The organism is Lysinibacillus sphaericus, assembly GCF_002982115.1.
Lineage (GTDB): Bacteria > Bacillota > Bacilli > Bacillales_A > Planococcaceae > Lysinibacillus > Lysinibacillus sphaericus.
The window spans coordinates 2,241,732-2,264,859 of record NZ_CP019980.1 but is presented as its reverse complement, the minus strand read 5'-3'; the positions used below and the strand labels follow the sequence as shown (position 1 = coordinate 2,264,859).

The window sequence follows — 23,128 nt, the reverse complement described above, 5'->3', positions numbered from 1 at the left end:
TGATGAAATTGGTGAAAACATATTAGATAAATTTTTAATCATACCAAAAAGCCACAACACGTTAATTGAATAACATTTGGTAGATTCCACATCATTATTGGACAACATAGTGAGCAATGCCTGTTGGACTTTTTTTATAATCTACATCACTTCTAGCCACATCTGATAGTAAGTCATATATACAAAAACAAGTATAGTTCAAATAATGAACTATACTTCAGACTGTAGACAAACTCGAAAAATTTCGAGTTTGCCTACAGTCTTTTTTCATTTTAAAATAAAAATAGATGTCTACTCCCGTTGATTTCCGCTACGTTCGGGCGCTTTCCGCGGGCACATCGTAAGCCGCAACCCTCGCTAACGCGTGGTCTGTTGCGTCTTACGTACTGTGCGTTCCCGCAGGAGTCGCCCGCCCATAGCCGTGTACTTAAGCTAAATTAAATTATTTTTAATAAATACCTCTTCTAAGTTAGTATAAAAATGAAAACTTAGAGGAGGTTTTTTTATGTACAATCAACACAATTTGTATTTGAAAGAATGTTTTCGACTTTTCCACCCGTATCATCTTGAAGAGCTAGCCAGAGAGACGGGATTTATTAAACGAGAACGTCAAATTTCTGCATCTGACTTTGTCTCACTTGTCTTTCGACAAAACGCGAATCTTGTACAGCCTTCATTAAATTGTCTATGCCGTGATTTAGAGAACCATCAGATACGCATCACTAAATCAGGTTTAAATAAACGATTTACGACCGAAACTGTCGACTTTTTTAAATCACTATTTGAGCGTCTATTTCAATATCAATTACAGGCCCCATTGGCAGAAATGAAGGTCAAGAAAAAATATCCATTTAAACGTGTTCGAATTTTGGATAGTACAAGTTTTAAACTGCCAAAAGCATATGAAAAACATTTTAAAGGAACGAGAGATGCCGGTGCGAAAATCCAATTTGAATTTGATTATGTAAGTGAGAAATTACTTTGGTTTCGTTTAGAAGATGGGAAGTCTGCAGATACAAAAAAGGGGATTTATTCTTGCAGGATTTAGGGTATTATCATTTGGATGTTTTTGAACAAATTCACCAATCGGAAGCCTTTTATCTATCAAGAGCTAGAATGGATTCGCAATTCTTTCTCGAAGTCGATAATCCTCCTTGTCATCCAGATGGTTCTTTCATTGAAAAACATCGCTACCAGCGTCTATACATGGAAGAAGAATTGAAAACATTACCTAGGGGACAGTATCGAGAATGGGATAAGATTTATGTCGGCAGACATAAAAAAATGTGCACACGCTGTATTATTTATCGTCATGATGAGAAACAAGAAGAAAAAAATGTCAAAAAGAGATTGAGAAGTTATCAAAAAAAATCTCGCTCTATTCCAAAAGAACATGTTGCTTCACTTTCGGGATTGACGATTTACATAACGAATTTGCCGCGAACAATTTCTGCCGAAAAAATAACGCAGTTATACCGTCTTCGCTGGCAGATTGAACTTCGTTTCAAAACATGGAAGTCCCATTTAAAACTTCATCAAATAAAAGACATGAAAGTGGAACGTTGGTTATGCCATATCTATAGCCAATGTATCGTTATGTTACTAAGTATGATGACCACAGGTTATCTTCGAAAGATTGTTTGGAAAACATGCAATAAATTCATCAGTGAAGATTTATCTATCCGTATGTTTTCGAATAGGATAAACCACCTTATTTTCGAAGCTAAAAAAAGTATGCGGAGTTGGAGTTTGTTCCTTAAGCGTCTTATTCCCACCACAGAAAAATACAACTTAAAAAGCACAAAGCTACAACAGCACACTTTATTTGTTTGATTGGACACACAAAAATCCAAAATAAGGTATTTCTTTATTTTGGGTTTATTTGTTATGCCCATATCTAAACACCATAATTATAACTTCCAAAAACAATCCTATACAACATTAAGCTTTTGAAAAATTATCAATTAGAACTTCAATATTTCTTCTAAAGTACACGGCTATGGTCGCCCGCCCTTCGCTCCAATCAACTTGATATGAATTGCTATCAATCAACTATAAATAAAATAATCTATTTGAGGTGATGGAAAATGATGTCGAAAAAAATCAAATCAATGAACGTGAACAATTAGAAATACTGACAATTGACCAATTGGTGCCACAAGACCATTTAGTCCGAAAACTAGAGGCAGCGATTGATTTTTCGTTTATCTATCCATTAGTGGAAAACCTCTATTCATCTTTAGGGCGTCCAAGTATTGACCCTGTTGTTCTCTTTAAAATGACCTTTATTCAATATGTTTTCGGTATTCGCTCAATGCTTCAAACTATTAAAGAAATTGAAACGAACATGGCCTATCGTTGGTTTTTAGGATTTGGCTTCCATACAGAAGTTCCACACTTCTCTACCTTCGGTAAAAATTATGTGCGACGGTTTCAAGACACAGATGTGTTTGAACAAATTTTCTATCGTATTCTAAAAGAAATTATGAAGAAGGGTCTCCTGCATGCAGACCATGTATTTATTGATTCCACGCATGTAAAGGCAAGCGCTAATCAGAACCACCAGTCTAACTGGTGGTTTGCTCTACGCGTGAAACGCTGGGGTACTGGCCCATGTCTAAAGACACACTGAAAGGTCCGCCAACCGCACTCCGTTTTCACGCTACCACTAAAGTGGTTTTATCATTTTCGCTTTTTTGCTTTTATTTCTTCTCCTGTAAATGGATCAATGAATTCTTTCATGCTCATTTGATCCTCAAGAATATCCTCTTGTAATTGATTTTTTATATATTCCTGAATGATTTTTCTGTTTCTTCCTACTGTATCTACATAATATCCGCGACACCAAAACTTCCTGTTTCCATATTTGTATTTCAGGTTCGCATGTCGGTCGAATATCATTAAACTACTTTTCCCTTTCAAATAACCCACAAACGATGAAACACTTAATTTTGGTGGAATACTTACCAACATATGAATATGATCAGGACAGGCTGTTGCTTCTATAATTTCTACTCCTTTTCTTTCACATAACTGGCGAAGAATTCTACCTACATCTACTTTAATTTGTCCATAAATAATCTGCCTTCTATATTTTGGCGCAAAGACGATGTGATACTTACAATTCCATGTTGTGTGTGCTAAACTTTTATTATCCATTTGGATCCCCTTTCGTACGAAGTCGGTTGACCAGACCTGAATTTATTGTACGGCTGGGGATTTTTTCTTGTCCATAGCTAGAAGCTCTTTAGAACCCCTCGCATAGCAAGGGGTTTTCAAAAAATACAAATAAGCGAAAGTATGATAAAAAAGTCGTTCGAAAAGAAACACGTGCTTATGAAGAGAAACTTCAACTGGAATTAAATATTGATCGTGAGGAACACGGAAAAAAGCCCTTCCCACCAGAGAAATTTGAAAAAGACGAATGGAAAGAAATCAAGGAAAGTACGACAGACCCTGAGAGTGGTTATTATGTTAAGGATGAACGGACTAAGCAGTTTGCGTATTCATTTCATGCAGCGACAGATGAAAAAGGCTTTGTATTAGGTACGATTGTGACTCCAGGAAATGTGCACGATAGCTATGTATTGCAGCCACTTGTTGAAAAAATCATTGAAAAAGTGAAAAAGCCATTAGCGATTGCTGCGGATGCTGCTTATAAAACACCTGCCATCACTAACTTTTTATTAGAGAATCAAATGTTACCTGTTCTCCCTTATACACGTCCTAAAACAAAAGATGGTTTCTTTCGAAAGCATGAATATGTGTACGATGAGTACTATAATTGTTATCTTTGCCCACAAGGGCAGGTATTGAAATATACGACAACCACAAAGGAAGGGTATCGCCAATATAAATCGAATCCAACGATTTGTGCGAATTGCCCCTGGTTATCACAATGTACAGAAAGCAAGAATCATCAAAAACTTATTCAACGTCATATATGGGAAACATATATGGAAGAAGCTGAACATTTACGTCATTCATATGCTATTAAACAAATTTATGCAAAGCGCAAAGAAACGATTGAACGTGTCTTTGCAGATGCAAAAGAAAAGCATGGTATGCGATGGACAACCTTAAGGGGTCTTAAAAAATTGTCCATGAAGGCGATGCTTACTTTTGCTGCCATGAACTTGAAAAAGCTTGCTACTTGGACATGGCAAGCTGCTTAAGGAGATAGATCTGCTCATAGAGTATGGTCAACTCGGGAATAAAATCCAATTATTTACTATAAAAAATAACAAAAGGCATCAAGTTTAAAACTTCTTGATGCCTTTTGTCGACAATCTGAAGTATAGTTCAAAATAATGAACTATACTTATTTTTAATTCTTCAGTTTTCATATCACAGTAGAATATACCAAAACAATATTGCTTGTAAATTTTTTAATAATTAATGACCACGCCATGAAAACTTGGATTATTCATTTATATTCGTTTAATCAACAAAATAAAACTCAAAATTTACCCTTTTCCAATGCAGTCGCCCAATCTTTCCTATTATTTAGATTACTATAAAATATTGATAGTGAGGTATTATACGGAATAGATATCTGCTCAAATGAATATTCGTTGTCAATCTTCTCAACTATTACATATTTCGCCAAAGGATTCCCTGACTCCATTTTATAGTAAAATGGTTCAAATTCTTCATATGCCGGTAAACCTACACTTCCTGGATTAACTATTACTTTGTTATTTGGCAAATAAGTTATCATAGGGATATGTGAATGACCGCAAAATATAATATTTTGTGTTACTTTTTCAGATTCATTGACCAGCTCATTATTATCTTTAATTGTTAAATTTCCATTACTTATTTGATTAACCAAATATTCTTCGTCACTTGTGGGAGAAGCATGACAAAAATATAAATCGTCTACTTCAATAGAAAAAGGAAGATTTCTTAACCACTCTCTATGCTCTTCTTCTAACTTATCAATACAATATTGGACTGTAGGATTTTCTGAAAAATTAGATTCTAGTAATCTATCGCAATTTCCTTTTATACTTTTTATATTTGCTTCTTTTATCATTCTATATGTCTCTATTGGAAATAATGGTCCATATAAGCTATCTCCTAAATTGAAAATATCATTAATTTTACGAGACCGAATATCTTTTATAACAGCATGTAATGCATCTTTATTTCCATGAATATCTGATATAACTGCAAACCTCATGATACTGCCCTCTTTAATTATTTATTTTCAGTATACTTTCTATGTTATTTATTTTTCGAATAACTTCTTTTTCATTTTCACCTTTCAAAAGCATACCGGCTTTGGCATCTACCGATGAAGTCGCATGCTTATTAATAGCTTTGTCAGCAATCCACAGTTTCTCAATTTCAAACTCTTCTTTATTTAATTTTTCCACACAATAAGCATCACTCGTTATCATAAAGTAACCATAAGATAAATTATTTTCTTTTTCACCTATTTGTTTTTCTAGTTGTTTAGGGCTAATCCATAAATCATAACTAGCTAGGGAGATATTAATTTTATATTTTTGAGTAATATTATCTTTTATCATACCTCCGCCTGTTCTTGCTGCTACTTCACCAGCATAAAAATTCCCATACTCATCTTGAAATACCTCAAAATGAATTGCTGTTATATACTGTTCCTCTGGAAGAACACTGTAAATTTTTTCTGAATACTCCTTAAGAATCTTATATTCCATGGATGATTCCTGTAATAAGACTCCTCCAATATTTTTTTGCAAAAATTCATGAGGCGGATTCACATATTTCGACGGTATTATTAATAATGGATTATTTTTATAGCTTAGAACATCTACATGAAATACATTTCCGTTTATAAATTTTTCAAGTATGTAACTACCGTTAATTAAGTCCATTACATTGCCATGATTTTTAAAATACTTTAAAATCTCTTCTGAATTTTCAAAAATTTCAACACCTACTGAACCAGCTCCGCTAATTGGCTTTAGAACTATTTTTTTATGCTCATTTTGAAAATCTACTATTTCTTCTAGAGAATATGGATGACAATATGGTGTATACGGGATGTTTGCCATTTCAAATAGACTTTTCATTTTAACTTTGTCTCTAAAGAATATTCCAAAATTCGACTTTAAGCCTTGAATATTAAATAAAGACCTTAAACAGGATACTCTATAAACATCTTTTTCAGAATTTGATGCTATAAAATCGGGTTTGAATTTTTCAATTACATCACATATTTCTTTAAAAGCTTCTTCAGCAAAGTAATTATTTAAATGAACAACTTTAGTATTGTTATGAAACACTTTCCTTTTACTTTCTTTTCCTGTTATTAAAACAATCTCAAGATTTCCTTTATACATTTCAAATAGATGGTGATCAATTAAAGATGTAGAAGATGGTTGTTGCATTAAAAGAAATTTAATCATAATTTTCTCCTTCATTTATTGTGTTTAAAGTAAAGTTGTTTTCTATTTTATTTTTTATTGATTGTACTTCTTCTATTGTATTACCTTTAAATAATACATAACCAGAGATTGATGATGAATGAAAATTCTTATTCACTATATCTCCTTTTTTTAGTTCAACTTTTGAATCAAATACACCCTTAATCTTTAAAAAAGTTGTATTTTCTGAAATCGATGAAACCATTCCACTTTTTGTCGGTAAGCCAAACCATGCATTAATTCTAGTATCATATTTTTTATTTTTTATTTGTTTAATTCGTTCAATTACTCCAATCATATTATTCAAACTTAGTTCTATTACTACATCATCAAAGTCAATACTATACACTCTGTTTATTAAATCTATTATTTTACCTCCACCTGGCCTACAAGCTATTTCGCCAAGATATAAGTTATAATCTTCATCTAATAGAAATTCAGCATGAGTTACATATGAGTCTTGAATATTTATGTGGTTGATAATATTTTCATTTAAACTTTTTAGTTCTTTATATAATTTATGATTCTCCCCAATCATAAAGGATCCATGTTCTCTTTCTAACATTGGAGTAAAGTATTCTGATATTGAATAAAATAGTACCTTACCATTAATTACTATTGAATCAATATGAAATTCTTTTTTTATTTTTAGAAATGGCTCGATAATTACGTCTTTATCAGCTATCAATTTTATTTTAGTTTGAAAGTCCGTAAAACTATTAATTTTTTGAATTCCTTTTGCAGCGGAACCATATATCGGTTTTATAATCATAGGAAATTTATTACTTGTATCAATTTTAAAATCTTCAAACGATATGCATGGCAAGCAATAACCCAATTTTGAGAACTTTTCTTTCATTATATATTTATTTGTAAATAGCAAAGAATCATCATAAGACATTCCATTTATACCTAAGTAATTTCTAACAAATCCTGCTGTTAGTATTGCTCTTTCTGAAACAGCAATTATTGATTCTATTTCAATCTTACTTTTTATTTCTTCTATTTTTTTAATTATTTCCTCATAATCATTAATTGATTTTACATATTTTACAATCTCATACTTTTCAATTGAATATAGATCTTTATACCATTCCTCTATAATCAATATCCGTTTTATATTGTCTTTAGATTCAAATTTCTTTGCAAATTCCTTTTTATTAGCTCCGATTAATAGTATATTCTTCATATTAAATCACCTTTTTCTATTAATAGAAAAATCTTGAGAAAACCTAGAAGCCACAACTGTTTCAGAGCCAATATATTTACCATTGTATTTGTCGTTTTCTCCTTGAAGAGTCCAAAATGCTATTTTACCAATTTTCATAAAAGGATAGATTCTGATCTTTTCTAAAACCCTAATTTCTAGAGTCCAAGGAATAATAGCTCCGTGGTGACCAAGTGGAGCAGAATGTTGAATCCACATTCCCATTGAAGAAACCGATAAATCTGCTAATAATGTAGCAGCGTAAAAATTACTCCCCATCCTTTCATAAGTAGATGCTAGATAAAATTTATTTGGTTCCAACACAAATCCATCTTTAGGTATTTCTTTTTCTACCACTGTTGGTGTTTTTTTAAAATCTAAATTATAATCAGTATATTCCAATATTTTATTGCCGATTAAAAACCCATAACTATTTGGTTCTAAATTTTCTATTTTGAAATTATCAATTACTATTCTTCCTGTATTAATTTCTTTGTAAATCTCGTTTCCTGTTAATATCATATATTTCCTCCAACAAAGTATGTACTTTTTGTTTATACATCGTTAAATCTCCATTGTTTTCAATAATAAAATTTGTAGGTATTAAATTTATATTTTCTGAGGATTTATCTGAACGTGAAATGTCATTTCGATTTTTCAACCGCGACAATCTTATAGATTCATCAGCTTCTATACGAATAATAGAAAATTGATTATCTAAAAAATATTTCCCATCAATGTATGGATCTCTAAGATCATCATTAATTATAACTTCACAATCTATCCTATTCATTCTTTTAGAGAAATGGGAAACGAGTGAATAGGGATTTAACCCTCTCAATATATTAGCGATATTTTCCATCAAAATTTGATCTTGAAAACTTTTACCAGTGATATCACAATCAGAAAATTCATAAAATTGATGTTGTAATGTATACAATGGCTCAGATAATTTTATGATTTCCGTGCAGCAACCCTTTTCCTCAAAAAATTTCTGTGCTAATTCTGAAAAAGTAGATTTTCCTACGCCCGACTTTCCTATAACCGATATCTTTATTGACAATTTTTACCCCTCATTTTTTTTAAAATTATGGATTTAACTTCTGTATTACTTTTTATGCTACTTTCTTTTAATTTAAAAGAACTTATGAATATTCCATTTAATTTATCACTATTATAAGTATGATGCGTAGCGGATCTATTAGGTTTACTAATTATGCTAAGATTTTTAGTTAATTCTGGATTAGGCATTACATTTTCAGCAAATACTATATAACATTTTTTATCGTTAAATGTTTGTAAATTAACTTTTTCCCCATTTATATCTACTAGCTCCTTTACCATTTTTTTTTTCGAAATAGGATGCCTATAATCTATTAATTTTGTTAATGCAGCTTTTAAAATTTTATTATCATGATTTTTGGTATTTTCGTATATAAAACCATTATTCACAACATGATATATTACATGTGATGTTTTTTCATTTGTATTTTCAAAATCGCCACTTGGTTTTTGTGCGTATCCGTTACATACAAGTAAATCATTTGGATGGAACATTGTGCTAACGCCATTCATTCCATGGTCGGAAGAAATTACAAAATCAAAATCCTTTTCTTCTTCATACGCGATTTCTAGTAATTGATCGGCATATTTATAAACTTTTAACAGTAATTCAAATGCTTTCATTTCATATTTTTTTGGTATTTCAATATCAGAATTAAGAAACCCTATAAGTTCATGACCGATATCGTCTGTGAAAGGTACATAAATTATTCTTAATTTGTTTTCACTTCTATTTTTAAAAATTTCATTTAGTACTAACTTATAATATTCAAATGATAATTTATATAAATCTAAATATAGATTCTCTGCTGTTCCATCTCCATCAATGTAGAATTGTTTTCCAAATAATCCTGTTCTATACATACCACCCAAAGTTTCACCTAGAAAAGGGTTTTTACCGATTGTTTTATTCAACAAAATAGAGTCATTTCTAGTGGAGGAATAAACCATTTCCCAAACTGCTGTTCGAATTAAGTATTCTTTTTCATTTGAATTTACTACCCTATACCACGCTGAATGTCCTTTATTCGAAGTAAAAAGTGTCCATTTTTTGTCATTTATACAAGTAAAATAATTATTTGATTCTAATTGCCATGTAAAAGCATCTTTTTTAATTGCCTTAATAATTCCAACTTCATCTTCTATATTTAATATATCTCTATTGGATAAGTCATAATATTTTTCTCGTGAAATTCGATTATTAATACCCCCAACAAAATTTATTTTTTTAGAGGTTTCTTTATACCAAGGTATTTGTATTAAATCTATTTCGATATTTTCTTTACTTAAATCCTCCCAAATTAAACTTCCTTCAGGGCTTGCTTGCAATAAGGAATTCACATACTTTCTATGGTCTTCTTTTCCTTGCATCCAATAACCATTTATTTTATGTTCTTGCTGTGACTGTCCCGTTAACAATGTGGCCATTGCTGCTGGAGTTTGACAATTTGGGTAACTAGGTTTTGTATCAAAAAAGCTTCCACTATCTATAATTTTTTTAAAGTATGGAAGTTCTCCAGTATTTAATAACCTTTCTAGTAACCATTTCGGTATACCATCAAAAATAAACCAATTTAATGTCATTATTTATATTTCCTCCAGTATTTCACTTAAATACTTTACAGATTCTAATAAGTAATTTGGTTTTATAGAAGTTGATAACCCTTTTTGTAAATTGTACTTTCCTGTTTTAACCAATGCTGTATCAATCCCAAGATTATTCCCCATTAAAATATCTGAAAAAATATCGTCACCTACAATTAAAAAATCCTTTTTATCTTTAATATTTAATTCATCCATTATTGCGGATATTAATATTGAAGAAGGTTTTCCTATTAATATTCTTTCATCTTGTACTTTTTTGGGAAAAATATTAGCAAAAGAACCTGTATCAATATTTTTTTCGTTATCTGATAAATAATATAACCCTTCTTGTAAAAGAATTAATTTTGCACCTTTATCTAGATATCTAAAAGCTGTATTGATTGAGTTATAGTCGAATACCTCCTTTAGATCCCCCATAACAACATGAGTAGGACAAATATCAGCATTATATTTTTCTACAATCTGTCCTTTTTGTTTAAACTCCTCTTTTATTTCTTTTGATGTTAAAAAGAAAGCTAACTTAATCTTGTTTAAAAAATAAGTGTTTATAATTCGACTTGGTGTATAGATTTCTTCTGATTTGATATTAAAACCTAATTTTTTTAAGTGTAAATATATTGATAGTTGCGACTTCGAATCTGAATTGGTAATAAAACGAACAATATATTTTTTTTTCAAAGAATTAATTAATTCAAGTGCTCCTTCTATCAATCCTTCTCTTGTATACAAAGTACCTTCTAAATCCAAAAGAATAACCTTCTTAGTCATCGTTGTTCTCCTTTATACAATTTTTTAGAAATGATAGTTTTGAATAAACGCCTCTATTAGTTGGAATCGCTCTCTCTTTAAAGAATTTATCCATATAATTTGCCAATTCATTAAATTGTTCTAACATTTCACGTTCATCATTTCTATTTATTGACCTTGTTCTAATATATTCTAGCTCACATTGACACAAGACTTTAGTTTCATCAGAATGTAAATATGAGTAGTCAAAATACACACCAAACACATGACCTGTAAGTATAGATTCAAAATTCACATCGTAGCGTATTCTTTGAAACGAAGGAAGTTCTCTACCAGTTACTCCAAATCTATCATGAATATATTTTTTATAATCACTAATTTTTTCAGTCTCTTTATAATGCACTTCTCTTCTCTTCACACTGTCTTCTGAAAACCATTTTCGCTTAATTGTATATCCGCCTTTTGTTAAAGGAATAAATGATATATAACCCCTTTCCTCAATAGGAGAATTAATTTCGAATAGATAATTTTCATAATCCCACGATTGAAATTCATCCCCAAATTCAGGTATATATTCTGGAATTTTATTTAATTTAACATCGTTATAAAAATCTTGTGTTAATTTCCATATATCACCATTTTTTGGTAATGTATATTTATATTCAATTTCTTCTCCTTTAAATAATTTATTATAATAACATTGATGATTATTGAAAAATAAAGCATTTTGTCTATGTTTTTCTTGAAATAAGGTAAGTAAATTATTCTTATCAATTTTTTCCCGAAATTCTTTTCCTGAAAAAATAAATAATATTTTATTATTTAATATTCTCAGATAGCTGAATAAGTAAATTTCACAATCTTTTTCATACATCAAACATAATGGCAACAAAATTTTAGTTTTAAAAATTTCTATTGGAATAATTTCACTATTTACTTGCATTCCAGTAATAAATTTCTCGTTAAAAATTTGCTTATATGAACTTTTTTTATTTTTGGAATCGTAAATTTCAATCTCTCTTATCTTATTTTCCAACTTATCTATGTCTATAACTATAGTATTTGGAATTTTCCCACTCGATATGCTCTGGTCGAACATCACACTGATAAAAGATTGTGTTATAACGGGGCTTTTATCAATATAGCCTCTTTCCCCACAAATCAATTTTAAAAGATTATTTTTCATAAATATTACCCTCGATTATTGTTACTTCCTCAGACTTTATTTTTCTATTTGCAACAACTGCTGGAATATCATTTTCTCTAAGTAATATAGCTAAATGACACAAAGTAGATCCTTTTTCAAAAATAAAACCCGAAGCTATATTTAAAATTCCAGATAAACAAGCATAAGGTAATTTTGCTAGAACTATTGGCTTCTCCTTATATTTTTCAAGTTCTTCAATAATTTCTTGAATTACTTGGTGATATGAGAGATCTAAAGTTTTCTCATCATCTATACTTACCGCAGCTCCAATAGAGAGTCTATGTAATTCTTCTGAATATTTTGTTAAATCAAATATTTTACCTTTCGCTGCTCCTCTTGAGATTATTGAGGTATTAATAATATTTTCATAATTGACTTTTCCTTTATTAGAATAATCTATAAAACAAAATATACCTTTTTCGTAAATCCATTCTGTAGTAGTTGTATTGAATTCAGAGTTTATTTCATTAACACAATTTGCTAAATTTAGTTGATTTTTTTTAACTGCATCTATTATGTAATGAGGACAGTTTGAGCTAATATTTATAATTTCATGTTTTTCATTAAAAGTAATTTTTGAAGATTCAATAATACCTCTATTTAGGCTCAACAAACCTTTTTCTGAGATATCAATAAACATTCCTAATTCTCCTGATGAAACAATTAACCCCGCTTCACCACTAAAAAATGGTCTGATTATTACTGTATTAGTGATAAAATCACTATCTTTAGGTAAATGTTGTAGTAAATTATCAACCAATTCTTCTTTTTCAATAATGATTTGTCTTGAAAATTGGTTAAAATCTAAAACGAATTTAGAATAAGAATTTACTTCTTTATTTTTAAACATATTTTCTAATAATTTATTGGAATTAAATTTGAAATCTTGAAGGCCAAGTTTATTGTAATTTAATACAAAACCTAAAGATGTTTTAAAGCCATACTTATTCGCTATTTCAATAGATTTTTTCCTTTTGTTAGTATAGGAAACATAAATCTCCGCAACTTCTTTAAATTCAAAACTTTTCGGTGGATTCTCATGATACAGATCAAAAAAAGAAAATTGTTTTATATTTTCTTTTTTATCGTTAACCGTTTTTTTGGTAATAGGTCTACATTGTAAAAGATAAATTTTTTCATGAAGAATACTCCATTCTATATCTACATCATAACCATGGTATTCTTGAATGGAGGATGCTAAGGAGTAAATCTTTTGAATATTATTTTCCTTTTCTAAATAATTTTCTTTTGAGACTATTTCTTTTGAAGATTCTACAACACCAGAAACCAATTGCTCGCCTAATCCTTTTACTGATTCAATTGAAACAATTATCTCATTATTATATTTTTCACTAAAAGCTACCCCTGCTTCTTGAGAATCAATCATCTCCTGCACTATTACAGCAATTTCTGGATTACTTGAAAAATCACCATTTGTTACTCTTTGGATAATTGCAGTAGCTGAGTAGTATGATTTAACTACCTTTTCTATTGATTTTATGATGTTTTTCATTCCACTTACATTAAGAAAAGAATCATGGATTCCTGCATAACTATTTTGCTTACCATCCTCATTAGTACCGGACGATCTAATTGCATATTTTCCTTTCTCATTACAATCCCCAAATATTTCATCTATCCTTTCTATAATAATGGCAATCCCCTGTTCATTAATGTAAATATCTTCCATTATTGAATTGATTTTCTTTGACGAATCTCTTATAAAAGCGCCCACTGTTGATTTTATATCTATCATTTCATTAAATAATTGAGTTTTAATTTGAGCTGTAAACATAAATTGCTCTAAAAATTCTGTGGAAATACAAAAGGCTTTAGGAACAAGGTAATCTTTACTAAGGATTGATAATGAGTTGAATTTATTACCAACAATATTTTCATTCACTAAACTTCCTAATACCGGTAATAATGTATGCTTTTTAGTTTTATTAAAATCCATGTATATTTCACTGCTTCTAGGTCCATTAGAACTTTGATATTTACCATTGTACAATTCGATTCTTCCCTTTGGTTTCCACCACATAATTTGACCAATTGGCATCCCAGAATATACTTTAAGAGGATGTGTCGCACACAATTGTAAAGTCCATTGCCCAATAAAACCGATATCACCTAAACTAGCAGATAGATTAATAAATAATCCTAACCTTGCAATTGATGATCGAGCTGCGAAAGTAGGTGCATAATTGTTACTTCCCATTTTTTCTATAGTATGAGCTAAATATAATTTATTAGGTTCTAATAGATATCCTTCTTCTGTGATTTCAATTTCTTCATATTCGTTTAATTTTTTGGGATCTAGTTCCTCAGACGTATATATTCTAAGTTTATTTCCAATTCGAAAATTATAACTGTTTGGGTTTACATGTTCATATAAAAATGGTTCTATAATTATTTCTTTATTTTTATGTGCTTTTATAATTTCTGGTCCAGTTAAAATCATAATTTCATCCCTTTAATAATTTATTAGAATATACCAATCTATCAGTACATAATGCAGTTAAAATAAAAAGTATAGTTAAAGCTCCCCATCCCAAAAGCCCTGCAGGTAAAACTAATGAAGTGAAAATCAGAGGGGATACTAATAAGCTTGCATCTTTTCCAGCGTTAAATATCCCCTGATATTTTCCATAAGCATCTTCAGGGGCCAATTCAAATGAAAAGGTCCAGCCAGAAACAGCTTGATACAGTTCTCCAAATAATTGACTAATTCCAGCTAATAAAATCATAATTATTCCAGCCCAAATTGGGACAGTATTACTCATTCCTATAAAAATGCAAGTAATAGCTAATAAAAACCCTGCTTTTTGTGCAACTTTTGTTGCATCTCTTATTGATTTGACGTTTTCCCCAACCTTCACTTGAAATAAAATAACACCTATAGTATTTATTAAAATTACAGCTGAAACTAGCCATATAGGCAACTGACTATATTGGGAAATCCAAATGGGTATAGCTATATTAATTATTGATGAGTGTAATGCTAAAACGGAATTTAATAATGTGATAATAAGAAATCTTTTGTCGGATAAAGCTGTTAGTACTGAGGTGTTTTGACTTATAGAATCATTAGTTAATATAATTTGTTCGACCGGTTTTTTTCCTTTTATAGACATACATTTAAAAATAAAGGACGTAGCAACAAATGTAAGTCCATTAAATAAAATAGCTATTAAAAAAACACTCTCAGCATTTAAAATTAACACGATAGAACCTAAAGCTGCTCCTATACAAGCCGCTCCGTTTACAATTACCCTAGTTAAAGCTCTAAATTTCACCCTTTCTTCTCTAGAAACTATCTCTACCATCATGGCACCTCTAGCCGCTGAAGCTCCTTTTTCAAAAATAATACTGCCAATCAAGCAGGCTATAAAAATGCCTATATTTCCTCCAAATAAATATCCTATACAGCAAATACCTTGAATTAATAGGGATAAGCAATATATTGGTTTTGAACCGACTTTATCTGCTAAATGACCGAAAAAAGTGCCAGAAAAAAGCCCCAATAACCCTCCTAAAAGTAAAATAAAACTATATATCCAAGTTGAGATATTCAATATATTGATAAAATATATGGTGGATATTGTTAGAAATATACCATTCCCTAATGAATTACACAGCATTCCACTTATAAATAATTTTTTATTTTTGGAATTTATAAGTTGAATATTTATTATAGTGATCCCCCCGATTTTTTTATTTTAAAATAATAAACTTTCTCTTTAAAAATAATTAATAAATTTACAATCCCATTTCGATGTTGTTTTTTCTCGAATTTTATTACTAGCGATGAATTCGATTTAATATAATATTTACAATTATTTTACAAAAAGTTCACATAAATATTTTTACCACATAATGTATAATTATACAATAATAAAAAAACTGTTAATTTAAATTATTTAGAATAATATAGTCTAAATAGCTGATTTTTGTAATAAAATAGAAATAATTGGCTTAAAAATTACATTAATAACCCTCCTCTTTCTTCTCTTTTCCTTACAAAAAGATACTTCTGTTGAAGATATAATATAAGATTGTTCCGCCTATATAAAAATCGAGTAGGAGGGAGTGATTAACTCCCGACCTCTCACACCACCGTACGTACGGTTCCGTATACGGCGGTTCAATTAAGATGAATAACGCAAAGTTTTATAACGAACTTGCAGACTTTTCAGCCCTTGGCTTTCCCAATAGGAATTGCCGAGGGTTCTGTGTAATATGGGGCTTTTTGAGGTGCGCCAGTATCCTTTTCGTGTATTTCCCCATTCGTATGCTTTTCCGTATGGAACTTTTAAACGAATGAGATTTCTGACTCTTGTTCGGGGTTTCTTCCAATTTCTCCAAAGACACATTCGCAACCTTCTCTTAATCCAACTGTCTAATCTGTTGAATATTGAAGAGGTGTCTGCGAGCGCAAAATATCCGCACCATCCAATTAAATATTGGTTTAATTTCTCGATACGGTATTCCATGGAGTAAGGCATCTTTCTTGAGGTAATTTCTCGTATTTTCTTTTTCATTCGAACGAGGCTTGATTTCGCAATGCGAACCTTAGGTTCTTTATGAACTGTGAAACTGAATCCTAAGAATTTCCGTTTCCACGGGCGGTCTACCGCTGACTTCTTTTCATTGACTTTCAGTCGAAGTCTTTCTTCGATAAATCGTTGTACACTCGCCATGACTCGCAGTCCTGCACGTTCTGTCTTCACATAAATATTGCAATCATCTGCGTATCGAACGAACTTATGTCCACGTTTCTCTAACTCTTTATCTAGCTCATCTAGAACGAAGTTTGAAAGTAAAGGACTTAAAGGACCACCTTGTGGTGTTCCTTCTTCTGTACTAGAAACCACTCCATTTATCATGACACCAGCTTGGAGATATTTACGAATTAGTTTTAATAAGGATTTATCTGAAATTCATTTCGCTAATGTTGCCATTAAGCGGTCATGATTAACCTTATCGAAGAATTTCTCTAAATCCATATCAATAACCCATCGATAACCTTCTTTTAAATAACCCTTCGCTTTTCGGACTGCGTCATGAGCACTCCGATTTGGTCAGAATCCATAACTGTTGTCCGAGAAAGTTTGGTCATATTCCTTAGATAATATCTGCGATATAGCTTGTTGAATCAAACGGTCTGTCACGGTTGGGATTCCTAATAGACGCACACCGTTGTCTGGTTTCGGGATTTCGACACGACGTACCGGTTGCGGTTCATAGGTTCCCGCTAGAATTTGCGCTTTAATGGATGCCCAATTTTCGAGGATGTGCTGACGTAAGGTTTGTACGGGCATCATGTCTACTCCATGGCTTCCTTTATTCGCTTCCACTCGCTTTAATGCTTGTATCATATTCGGACGTGCTAGAATTTGATTCAACATCACCATCTCGTTCCTTTCCGTGAATAGCTTATCTTCTTATGCCCATCTGAACTACACCCTCCGCAAATACCCTCATGGACTTCACCATTACTTTCTAAGCGTGAGGTTTCTCTGTTTTCTGTGTTCCTTCATTCGAGATGGAATGCCAAGGGCTATTCTCTCTTAATTGTTCAGTCCTTCCAAGTCATTCTAGACTCACTTGTACTATGACCTCTGCTGACTTCTGATGGTTCAGCTACTTGTCACCAAGTAGGTTATGAAGGGTACTTCACGTTTCCATCAGACCTCCCCGGGTAAGCGTATGCACTTTCACACCATCTATCCGCCTCATTTACTCGATATGACCTTCGACAGAAAGGACTTTGTTTTGTAATGCAAACTCATCCAATCATACCTAGCCTTCTATGAGATTCGTGTTCCTCGGACCGGTGTTTTGGCTCCAGCTTCCTTCAGATTCCGCGTCGCCACGGACACCCTTGCTCTTGGCTAACCTCTACTTCTGTCTTTGGGGTTCGGGACTTGCACCCTATAGTTCATACGCATACCGGGCGCACATTAAAAATGAGTTCGGTGCAGTACCGAACTCATTTTACCCAAGCTGCCTAATGAAATAACCGTGTCTAACTTTTAGGGGTCACTTCACATTTGTGGCTTTTTTATGTGTTTTCAAACCTATAAGGTCAGATTTGGTGAAAAAAGAGGATAGACTTTAATCTATGATAAACTAATCATCAAAAAGTAAATAACCACCAATAATATTAAGATAATTAAAAAATAAGAAATCCACATGATATGTCTATTTGATGGAACAAACTCTTCATTCACTATCTGTTTTCTTTTTGCAGAATAATTAAATGTAGCTGTAAAGATAATTAAAATCCCAAATAAACAAGCTAACAAGCCAATTATGGCTGATAAAAAATCTACCCAAAAATTTCGAACCGTTCCTATAGCAAAGTGCAAACTCGTTGCCAAGAAAGCAACCCCTAAAATGGAAATGGCCGTTCGAATCCATGCTAAATATGTTCTTTCATTTGCCAAATGTTGCTGGGCATATTTTAATTGCTTCATTTCTATTTCTGCCTGATTTAAAGGGTGATTCTCCATCTAATTAACACCTACTCTTTGGTTAGCATATTTTCAATTATTCTATTTTAATATATCGTATTGTAGAAAAAATAAAAGAGGATGATTGTTTTTTCATTTAAAGTATGTTGAGAAATGATGTAAAACCATTTCTTTTAATCTTTTGTTCTACATATTACTATGTAATGGGAAAATAAAAATGATTAATGACACACGCCACCGTCAGAATTCACTTGAAAATAACACGTTAAAATAGAAAAATAAGGGCATCCCTCTCCCCCCTAAAAGAGGGATTATTTTCAAGTGTTTCATTGTAGAGCATGTATTATTTAGAGGTAGTAATGAACATTTAAGGCACAAGGAGCTATGAACTTGCACAACTTTCAATACCCTAAGTAGGTGAAGGTGAAAAAAGTAGAAAATTCAAGTATCAATGCTTTTATTATGATCATTTGAGAAATGGTACTCAACTTTAACGATCTAACAAATATTCACAAAATAACATTACTTGCTATAAGAAATTGGCAAAACTAGCATTTACAGATAGGGAATACACGCTAATTTTTTAATCACGATCTGGCAATTCGTAATTGTTTGTATTACTTAATTTTTCACTTTCATACACCATCTTACCTCCCAGATGACCGGTATATGCTAATGTAGAAGAACCTATGATACCTAAAATCACTACTAAAGTTACAATCCATTTTGTATTAATTTTCAGTTTCTGCCCAAATAATTTTAATATAGAAATTGCACCAAACAATATTAAAGATAATAAAGCCATATTTTCATGTAATTCAACTGTCGATTCGATAACTTCTCCCCATTTTTGTTCCGCAAATTCTTCTGCTGCATCACCTGTCATAAAAGAAACCAAACCGGTTACAAAACCTGTTACAAACAAAATTGTACTTGTCTTAAATAAATACTCTTTCTTTAAAAACAAATTGATGACTTCTATTACTGTTGCTGTTAATAATAATGCAATTGGAAAATGCACAATGGACGGGTGTAGTGGCACGTAATTGCCTCCTTCTTTAAAAAAATTTACACAATAGATCAAAACAAACATCAAGAAAATTTATTCAACGTTTATTTCACTTGTTATAAAATAGTCTATCCACTATCAATGAAATTTAACTGAAAATATTAATATAATGAAACAAAAATTGAACTGTTATTATGATGAATGAAATCTTTATCTATTTAATTGAATTTTCTGAATTAAAGAGGCCTTAGGGGAGTACACAATTCTTAACTAGCCATCAGGGTAGCGTGCTTCTCCGTTTACCAGTTGTGTCACTATGCCACTAGCTCTTGGCATTCCTAAATTATCATAATTAGCAACCATTGTCGTATGGACGCTCTAAATCCGTTTCCAAAGTACATTCATTTGACTTATTCTTTACAACAATGTTCCTGCAAAAAATTTAGGTCGTCACCTTTCTTTTCCTTAATACATAGGATACGGTTAAGATTATTTTCCACTATAAAAGTAAAGGGGGATATAGTAATGAATAGACATAAAAAAAATCCACAACAAAATCTAGAAACGACGGAAATTGAAATAGCAAGATTAGCATATATCGGAGCATCCATCGCAACATTGGGTGACGGTCTTTCTGCAGTTGCAGCAGGTCTAGCACTAAATGCTTTAGAAAAATCAAATAATCAGGATCCTCAAAACCAAAATAGTGATAAATCGAAAGAAGTAGATAATTTGCAAAAACAGATAGACCAAATAATCATTGAACTAAAACAAGTAAAAAAAATGATGCAATAATTACATGTTACTGCCAGTTACTTTTAAAGCTTATTAAAAAGGAGTGTGAACGATTGCAATACGGCGTACAACCAACTTCAAATAATCAATTTCTTGTCGATCTTGTTAAAGCCATTAATGGCGAATATAATGCTATACGATTTTATGAGCACTTGGCTCAGCTTGCTCCAAATGAGGATGTTAAAAAACGTATTCTAGAGATAAGAAAAGATGAAATGCGACATTACCAAGGTTTTGCTTATATGTATACCTCCCTTACTGGTCAACACCCTTCTCCACAAATAACAGAGCCATTGCCATTAAATTTTAAAAGCGGAATTTTAACTGCATTTAAAGACGAACAAGAAGCGGTCGAATTTTATCATCGTGTGGCTCGACAATATACAATACCTTATATTAGCAACCAATTTAGTTCAAATGCTTCAGACGAACAAAATCACGCAGTTTGGTTTTTATTCTTTATAAACCAATATTGACAATGCTCTTACCGACTATAAGTCGGTTTTTTATTTATAAATCTCCTTTTACGATCAATATCATTTTGACCCGAACCTCTTACCGTACTAGATGTTGCTACGCTGGTATTATGTCTTCATATATTTTGCACACTGTGATTTATATCTTTTTATAAACTTCATAAAACAATCCGCTTTTAACAAATCTCTTAAATCATCCTAGGGTATTTCCCTATAGTACATATTGATAATATGTTGAAACAACTTTAAGGTGGGTTTATATATAGCCTATAAATTCGTTCAAAGATGATTACGCCATCGTTCCATAAACTTTACTCTTGTTATTCCTTAAGCCATTTCAGTTTTACATCATCCTCTAAACAACTGAGTTGATCGAAATGACTTGCTATAATGCCAAAATACATATTTTCATCTGTATTTACATCGACTTTACGTAGCGTATCATTAACGATATTTGCAGCATCCTCTCCTAGTGCATAAATTGTGTTGAAAGCACGAACGCGTATATTTTGGTCTAAATCAAACATAGCCAATGACAACTCATCAGTCGGAATAGGCTCACTAAAATGAGCATACGGATTTTCGTAAGTAGCACAATAAATTCGCTCTCTTGCTTCCTCAAAGGTATGCCCTAGTAATACCCCTTCAGCATAAATCGCATTATCTTTTTGCGAAAGATTAGCTAAATCAATTTCTACAAAGTGCATATCTTTTACAATATAGTATTTGTCATCTGCATTTAGCGCCAGCACATAATCGTCCCATGTAGCGATTTCTCCTGGTTCAATATAAACTGCAGGACGATACAAGTAGTTTGCTGTCACATCTTTAAAGAAAATTGTCCATTCAGCATAAGGGCTACCAAAACTAGATAACACTCGTAATGCAAATCTATCCTCTTGTTTTATTAATTCGTCATATACGTAATATCCTTCAAGTTGACCTTCTGTTTGTGCATGTTGAAACTCTAACTGTACAATTGATTCGACTGTAAACCCGCCACTCATATCTAGGAGAAGTGTAAATTTAGTTCCTTGTTGCTCAGCATTCAAAATTTTACCATCATGAAATGACTGTGAAAAAACGGTTTGTGCGGACGGATTAAAATGTTCAACAAGTGCTTCACGCTTTTCATAAATAGCATGGCTCTTAGCTGTGAACTGCTCAATTGTCACATTGCACCATTCTTCAAATTCTTCCATTAGCGTATCCTTTCGAAATAAAGTTCGTTCAATAATTTCCTGCTGAAACTTTTTTGGTAAGATCCCTACATACTCGCTTAAATGCTCATACAAATGATTTTCAAATTTAGCATCGATCTCTTCCTCAAATGGATATGTCTGTGCTGCGTTGAATACTTCCTGTCGTTCACGTGTTAAGAAAAACATCATTCCACTCCTTAATTAATTGTATAGCGAAAATTATGAATAACTATAATAGACTAGCTTTATAGGACTTAAACTTTATATCTCTCTTATTAATTTATCCTGAATAGATAGCGTTGAAAAACTACAAGAATAATTCCTTTTTTAAAAACAGAATCGTGGCAGATTGACCTTCATTTCGATGCCGATAATAAATATTAGGTACGATATTATTCAAAAATAGACATTTCAGTAATACTTATTCAGTGTTTACATAAGTACCTGTTTTGTAGCACATTTGAAGCCAACAATTATCCGAAGCGATTATGAAAACACCAAACAATAAGAAATATACTCACTATCCCCCAAGCAGCAGTGCTCCATATCCACCAAATTACAGATTTAGCTTTTGATGAATTTTCTCCGTCGTCCATATTTACTTTTATATACTCGACCTTACTTTCCATTTCTTTTTTCATAGAAGTGAGAACAACAATTCCAATTATGATGAAAGCAATCGTTATCCAGAGTAATAGGTCCACCTTTACACCCCTTTAAATAAATCGATTTCACTGCAATGTATCGTAAACAAAGATAATAAGCAACCTTGTGTTAATGCAAGTGCGTTACTGTTGCAACCTAAAATTCTTAAAGCGTCGTTTAGGTCAAAAGAAGCTTAATAAATTATTATTCTATAATATGACCTTTAGCAAAAGAAGGCACAATTCTTGTATGAATAGCTTCCGATTGTTTTATATGAGTGA

19 protein-coding genes and 3 pseudogenes are annotated in these 23,128 nt (G+C 31.6%); 6 read left to right on the top strand and 16 right to left on the bottom strand.

Going from position 1 to position 23,128, the window contains the following annotated elements; genetic code table 11:
• The first annotated feature begins 505 nt into the window (after positions 1 to 505).
• From LS41612_RS11535 to LS41612_RS11525, 3 genes and pseudogenes are all read left to right on the top strand, one after another.
• On the top strand, positions 506 to 1,048 hold the full coding sequence (locus tag LS41612_RS11535; protein WP_024364799.1) for a hypothetical protein: 543 nt from the start codon (positions 506 to 508) through the stop codon (positions 1,046 to 1,048).
• Positions 1,036 to 1,833 carry a transposase gene (locus tag LS41612_RS11530; RefSeq protein WP_024364798.1) on the top strand — a complete coding sequence of 266 codons (798 nt, stop codon included), beginning with the start codon at positions 1,036 to 1,038 and terminating at the stop codon, positions 1,831 to 1,833. Before LS41612_RS11535 ends, LS41612_RS11530 begins: the two co-directional genes overlap by 13 nt.
• 247 nt (positions 1,834 to 2,080) lie before the next feature.
• Positions 2,081 to 2,557, top strand: a pseudogene (locus tag LS41612_RS11525) (transposase); the annotation flags it as partial.
• 125 nt (positions 2,558 to 2,682) lie between these two features.
• Here LS41612_RS11525 and tnpA read toward each other — a convergent pair.
• The gene (tnpA, locus tag LS41612_RS11520) at positions 2,683 to 3,159 is read right to left on the bottom strand and encodes an IS200/IS605 family transposase (RefSeq protein WP_024364892.1); all 477 of its coding nucleotides are present in this window, start codon (positions 3,157 to 3,159) and stop codon (positions 2,683 to 2,685) included.
• Between the two features lie 122 nt (positions 3,160 to 3,281).
• On the opposite strand from tnpA, the pseudogene LS41612_RS11515 reads away from it, so the two are divergent.
• A pseudogene (locus tag LS41612_RS11515) lies at positions 3,282 to 4,175 on the top strand (IS1182 family transposase); the annotation flags it as partial.
• Between the two features lie 284 nt (positions 4,176 to 4,459).
• Here the strand turns inward: LS41612_RS11515 and LS41612_RS11510 are convergent.
• From LS41612_RS11510 to LS41612_RS11445, 13 genes and pseudogenes are all read right to left on the bottom strand, one after another.
• Positions 4,460 to 5,185, bottom strand: coding sequence for a metallophosphoesterase family protein (locus tag LS41612_RS11510; protein WP_024364165.1), 726 nt, complete (start codon positions 5,183 to 5,185; stop codon positions 4,460 to 4,462).
• A gap of 13 nt (positions 5,186 to 5,198) precedes the next feature.
• The gene (locus tag LS41612_RS11505; protein WP_024364164.1) at positions 5,199 to 6,398 is read right to left on the bottom strand and encodes an ATP-grasp domain-containing protein; all 1,200 of its coding nucleotides are present in this window, start codon (positions 6,396 to 6,398) and stop codon (positions 5,199 to 5,201) included.
• A complete protein-coding gene (locus tag LS41612_RS11500) occupies positions 6,391 to 7,605 on the bottom strand; it encodes an ATP-grasp domain-containing protein (protein WP_024364163.1) in 1,215 nt (404 codons plus the stop codon). The genes LS41612_RS11505 and LS41612_RS11500 overlap by 8 nt, the downstream gene beginning before the upstream one ends.
• 6 nt (positions 7,606 to 7,611) lie before the next feature.
• Positions 7,612 to 8,145, bottom strand: a complete 534-nt coding sequence (locus tag LS41612_RS11495; protein ID WP_024364162.1) for a dCTP deaminase — start codon at positions 8,143 to 8,145, stop codon at positions 7,612 to 7,614.
• Positions 8,108 to 8,686 carry an AAA family ATPase gene (locus LS41612_RS11490; RefSeq protein WP_024364161.1) on the bottom strand — a complete coding sequence of 193 codons (579 nt, stop codon included), beginning with the start codon at positions 8,684 to 8,686 and terminating at the stop codon, positions 8,108 to 8,110. Before LS41612_RS11490 ends, LS41612_RS11495 begins: the two co-directional genes overlap by 38 nt.
• A complete protein-coding gene (locus LS41612_RS11485) occupies positions 8,677 to 10,269 on the bottom strand; it encodes an alkaline phosphatase family protein (protein ID WP_024364160.1) in 1,593 nt (530 codons plus the stop codon). The genes LS41612_RS11490 and LS41612_RS11485 overlap by 10 nt, the downstream gene beginning before the upstream one ends.
• Before the next feature lie 3 nt (positions 10,270 to 10,272).
• A complete protein-coding gene (locus tag LS41612_RS11480; RefSeq protein ID WP_024364159.1) occupies positions 10,273 to 11,058 on the bottom strand; it encodes an HAD-IIA family hydrolase in 786 nt (261 codons plus the stop codon).
• Complete coding sequence (locus tag LS41612_RS11475) at positions 11,051 to 12,223, bottom strand: hypothetical protein (RefSeq protein ID WP_024364158.1); 1,173 nt, start codon at positions 12,221 to 12,223, stop codon at positions 11,051 to 11,053. The genes LS41612_RS11480 and LS41612_RS11475 overlap by 8 nt, the downstream gene beginning before the upstream one ends.
• Positions 12,213 to 14,705, bottom strand: a complete 2,493-nt coding sequence (locus LS41612_RS23150) for a PEP/pyruvate-binding domain-containing protein (protein ID WP_024364157.1) — start codon at positions 14,703 to 14,705, stop codon at positions 12,213 to 12,215. Before LS41612_RS23150 ends, LS41612_RS11475 begins: the two co-directional genes overlap by 11 nt.
• A 4-nt stretch (positions 14,706 to 14,709) precedes the next feature.
• Complete coding sequence (locus LS41612_RS11465; RefSeq protein ID WP_080653381.1) at positions 14,710 to 15,885, bottom strand: MFS transporter; 1,176 nt, start codon at positions 15,883 to 15,885, stop codon at positions 14,710 to 14,712.
• Positions 15,886 to 16,392: 507 nt separating this feature from the next.
• Positions 16,393 to 17,655, bottom strand: a pseudogene (gene ltrA / locus LS41612_RS11460) (group II intron reverse transcriptase/maturase).
• Positions 17,656 to 18,366: 711 nt separating this feature from the next.
• Positions 18,367 to 18,759: a YidH family protein gene (locus LS41612_RS11450; RefSeq protein ID WP_024364155.1), complete on the bottom strand. Its 393-nt coding sequence runs from the start codon at positions 18,757 to 18,759 to the stop codon at positions 18,367 to 18,369.
• 544 nt (positions 18,760 to 19,303) lie between these two features.
• Positions 19,304 to 19,762 (bottom strand): DUF2231 domain-containing protein, encoded by a 459-nt coding sequence (locus LS41612_RS11445; RefSeq protein ID WP_024364154.1) that lies wholly within the window; start codon positions 19,760 to 19,762, stop codon positions 19,304 to 19,306.
• A gap of 492 nt (positions 19,763 to 20,254) precedes the next feature.
• Between LS41612_RS11445 and LS41612_RS11440 the strand changes: the two genes are divergently transcribed.
• Both LS41612_RS11440 and LS41612_RS11435 read left to right on the top strand, forming a co-directional pair.
• Positions 20,255 to 20,524: a hypothetical protein gene (locus tag LS41612_RS11440; protein WP_024364153.1), complete on the top strand. Its 270-nt coding sequence runs from the start codon at positions 20,255 to 20,257 to the stop codon at positions 20,522 to 20,524.
• A 53-nt stretch (positions 20,525 to 20,577) separates the two neighbouring features.
• The gene (locus LS41612_RS11435) at positions 20,578 to 21,000 is read left to right on the top strand and encodes a ferritin family protein (RefSeq protein WP_024364152.1); all 423 of its coding nucleotides are present in this window, start codon (positions 20,578 to 20,580) and stop codon (positions 20,998 to 21,000) included.
• A gap of 320 nt (positions 21,001 to 21,320) precedes the next feature.
• On the opposite strand, the gene LS41612_RS11430 is transcribed toward LS41612_RS11435, so the two are convergent.
• Both LS41612_RS11430 and LS41612_RS23495 read right to left on the bottom strand, forming a co-directional pair.
• Positions 21,321 to 22,391 carry a DUF4085 family protein gene (locus LS41612_RS11430; protein WP_080653380.1) on the bottom strand — a complete coding sequence of 357 codons (1,071 nt, stop codon included), beginning with the start codon at positions 22,389 to 22,391 and terminating at the stop codon, positions 21,321 to 21,323.
• A 284-nt stretch (positions 22,392 to 22,675) separates the two neighbouring features.
• Complete coding sequence (locus LS41612_RS23495; protein ID WP_024364150.1) at positions 22,676 to 22,906, bottom strand: hypothetical protein; 231 nt, start codon at positions 22,904 to 22,906, stop codon at positions 22,676 to 22,678.
• Positions 22,907 to 23,128 lie beyond the last annotated feature (222 nt).

Coding starts and splice junctions, on each gene's coding strand:
- LS41612_RS11535 (WP_024364799.1), top strand. CDS start 506: ATGTACAATCAACACAATTTGTATTTGAAAGAATGTTTTCGACTTTTC.
- tnpA (WP_024364892.1), bottom strand. CDS start 3,159: ATGGATAATAAAAGTTTAGCACACACAACATGGAATTGTAAGTATCAC.
- LS41612_RS11510 (WP_024364165.1), bottom strand. CDS start 5,185: ATGAGGTTTGCAGTTATATCAGATATTCATGGAAATAAAGATGCATTA.
- LS41612_RS11505 (WP_024364164.1), bottom strand. CDS start 6,398: ATGATTAAATTTCTTTTAATGCAACAACCATCTTCTACATCTTTAATT.
- LS41612_RS11500 (WP_024364163.1), bottom strand. CDS start 7,605: ATGAAGAATATACTATTAATCGGAGCTAATAAAAAGGAATTTGCAAAG.
- LS41612_RS11495 (WP_024364162.1), bottom strand. CDS start 8,145: ATGATATTAACAGGAAACGAGATTTACAAAGAAATTAATACAGGAAGA.
- LS41612_RS11485 (WP_024364160.1), bottom strand. CDS start 10,269: ATGACATTAAATTGGTTTATTTTTGATGGTATACCGAAATGGTTACTA.
- LS41612_RS11480 (WP_024364159.1), bottom strand. CDS start 11,058: ATGACTAAGAAGGTTATTCTTTTGGATTTAGAAGGTACTTTGTATACA.
- LS41612_RS11475 (WP_024364158.1), bottom strand. CDS start 12,223: ATGAAAAATAATCTTTTAAAATTGATTTGTGGGGAAAGAGGCTATATT.
- LS41612_RS23150 (WP_024364157.1), bottom strand. CDS start 14,705: ATGATTTTAACTGGACCAGAAATTATAAAAGCACATAAAAATAAAGAA.
- LS41612_RS11465 (WP_080653381.1), bottom strand. CDS start 15,885: ATGCTGTGTAATTCATTAGGGAATGGTATATTTCTAACAATATCCACC.
- LS41612_RS11450 (WP_024364155.1), bottom strand. CDS start 18,759: ATGGAGAATCACCCTTTAAATCAGGCAGAAATAGAAATGAAGCAATTA.
- LS41612_RS11440 (WP_024364153.1), top strand. CDS start 20,255: ATGAATAGACATAAAAAAAATCCACAACAAAATCTAGAAACGACGGAA.
- LS41612_RS11430 (WP_080653380.1), bottom strand. CDS start 22,391: ATGATGTTTTTCTTAACACGTGAACGACAGGAAGTATTCAACGCAGCA.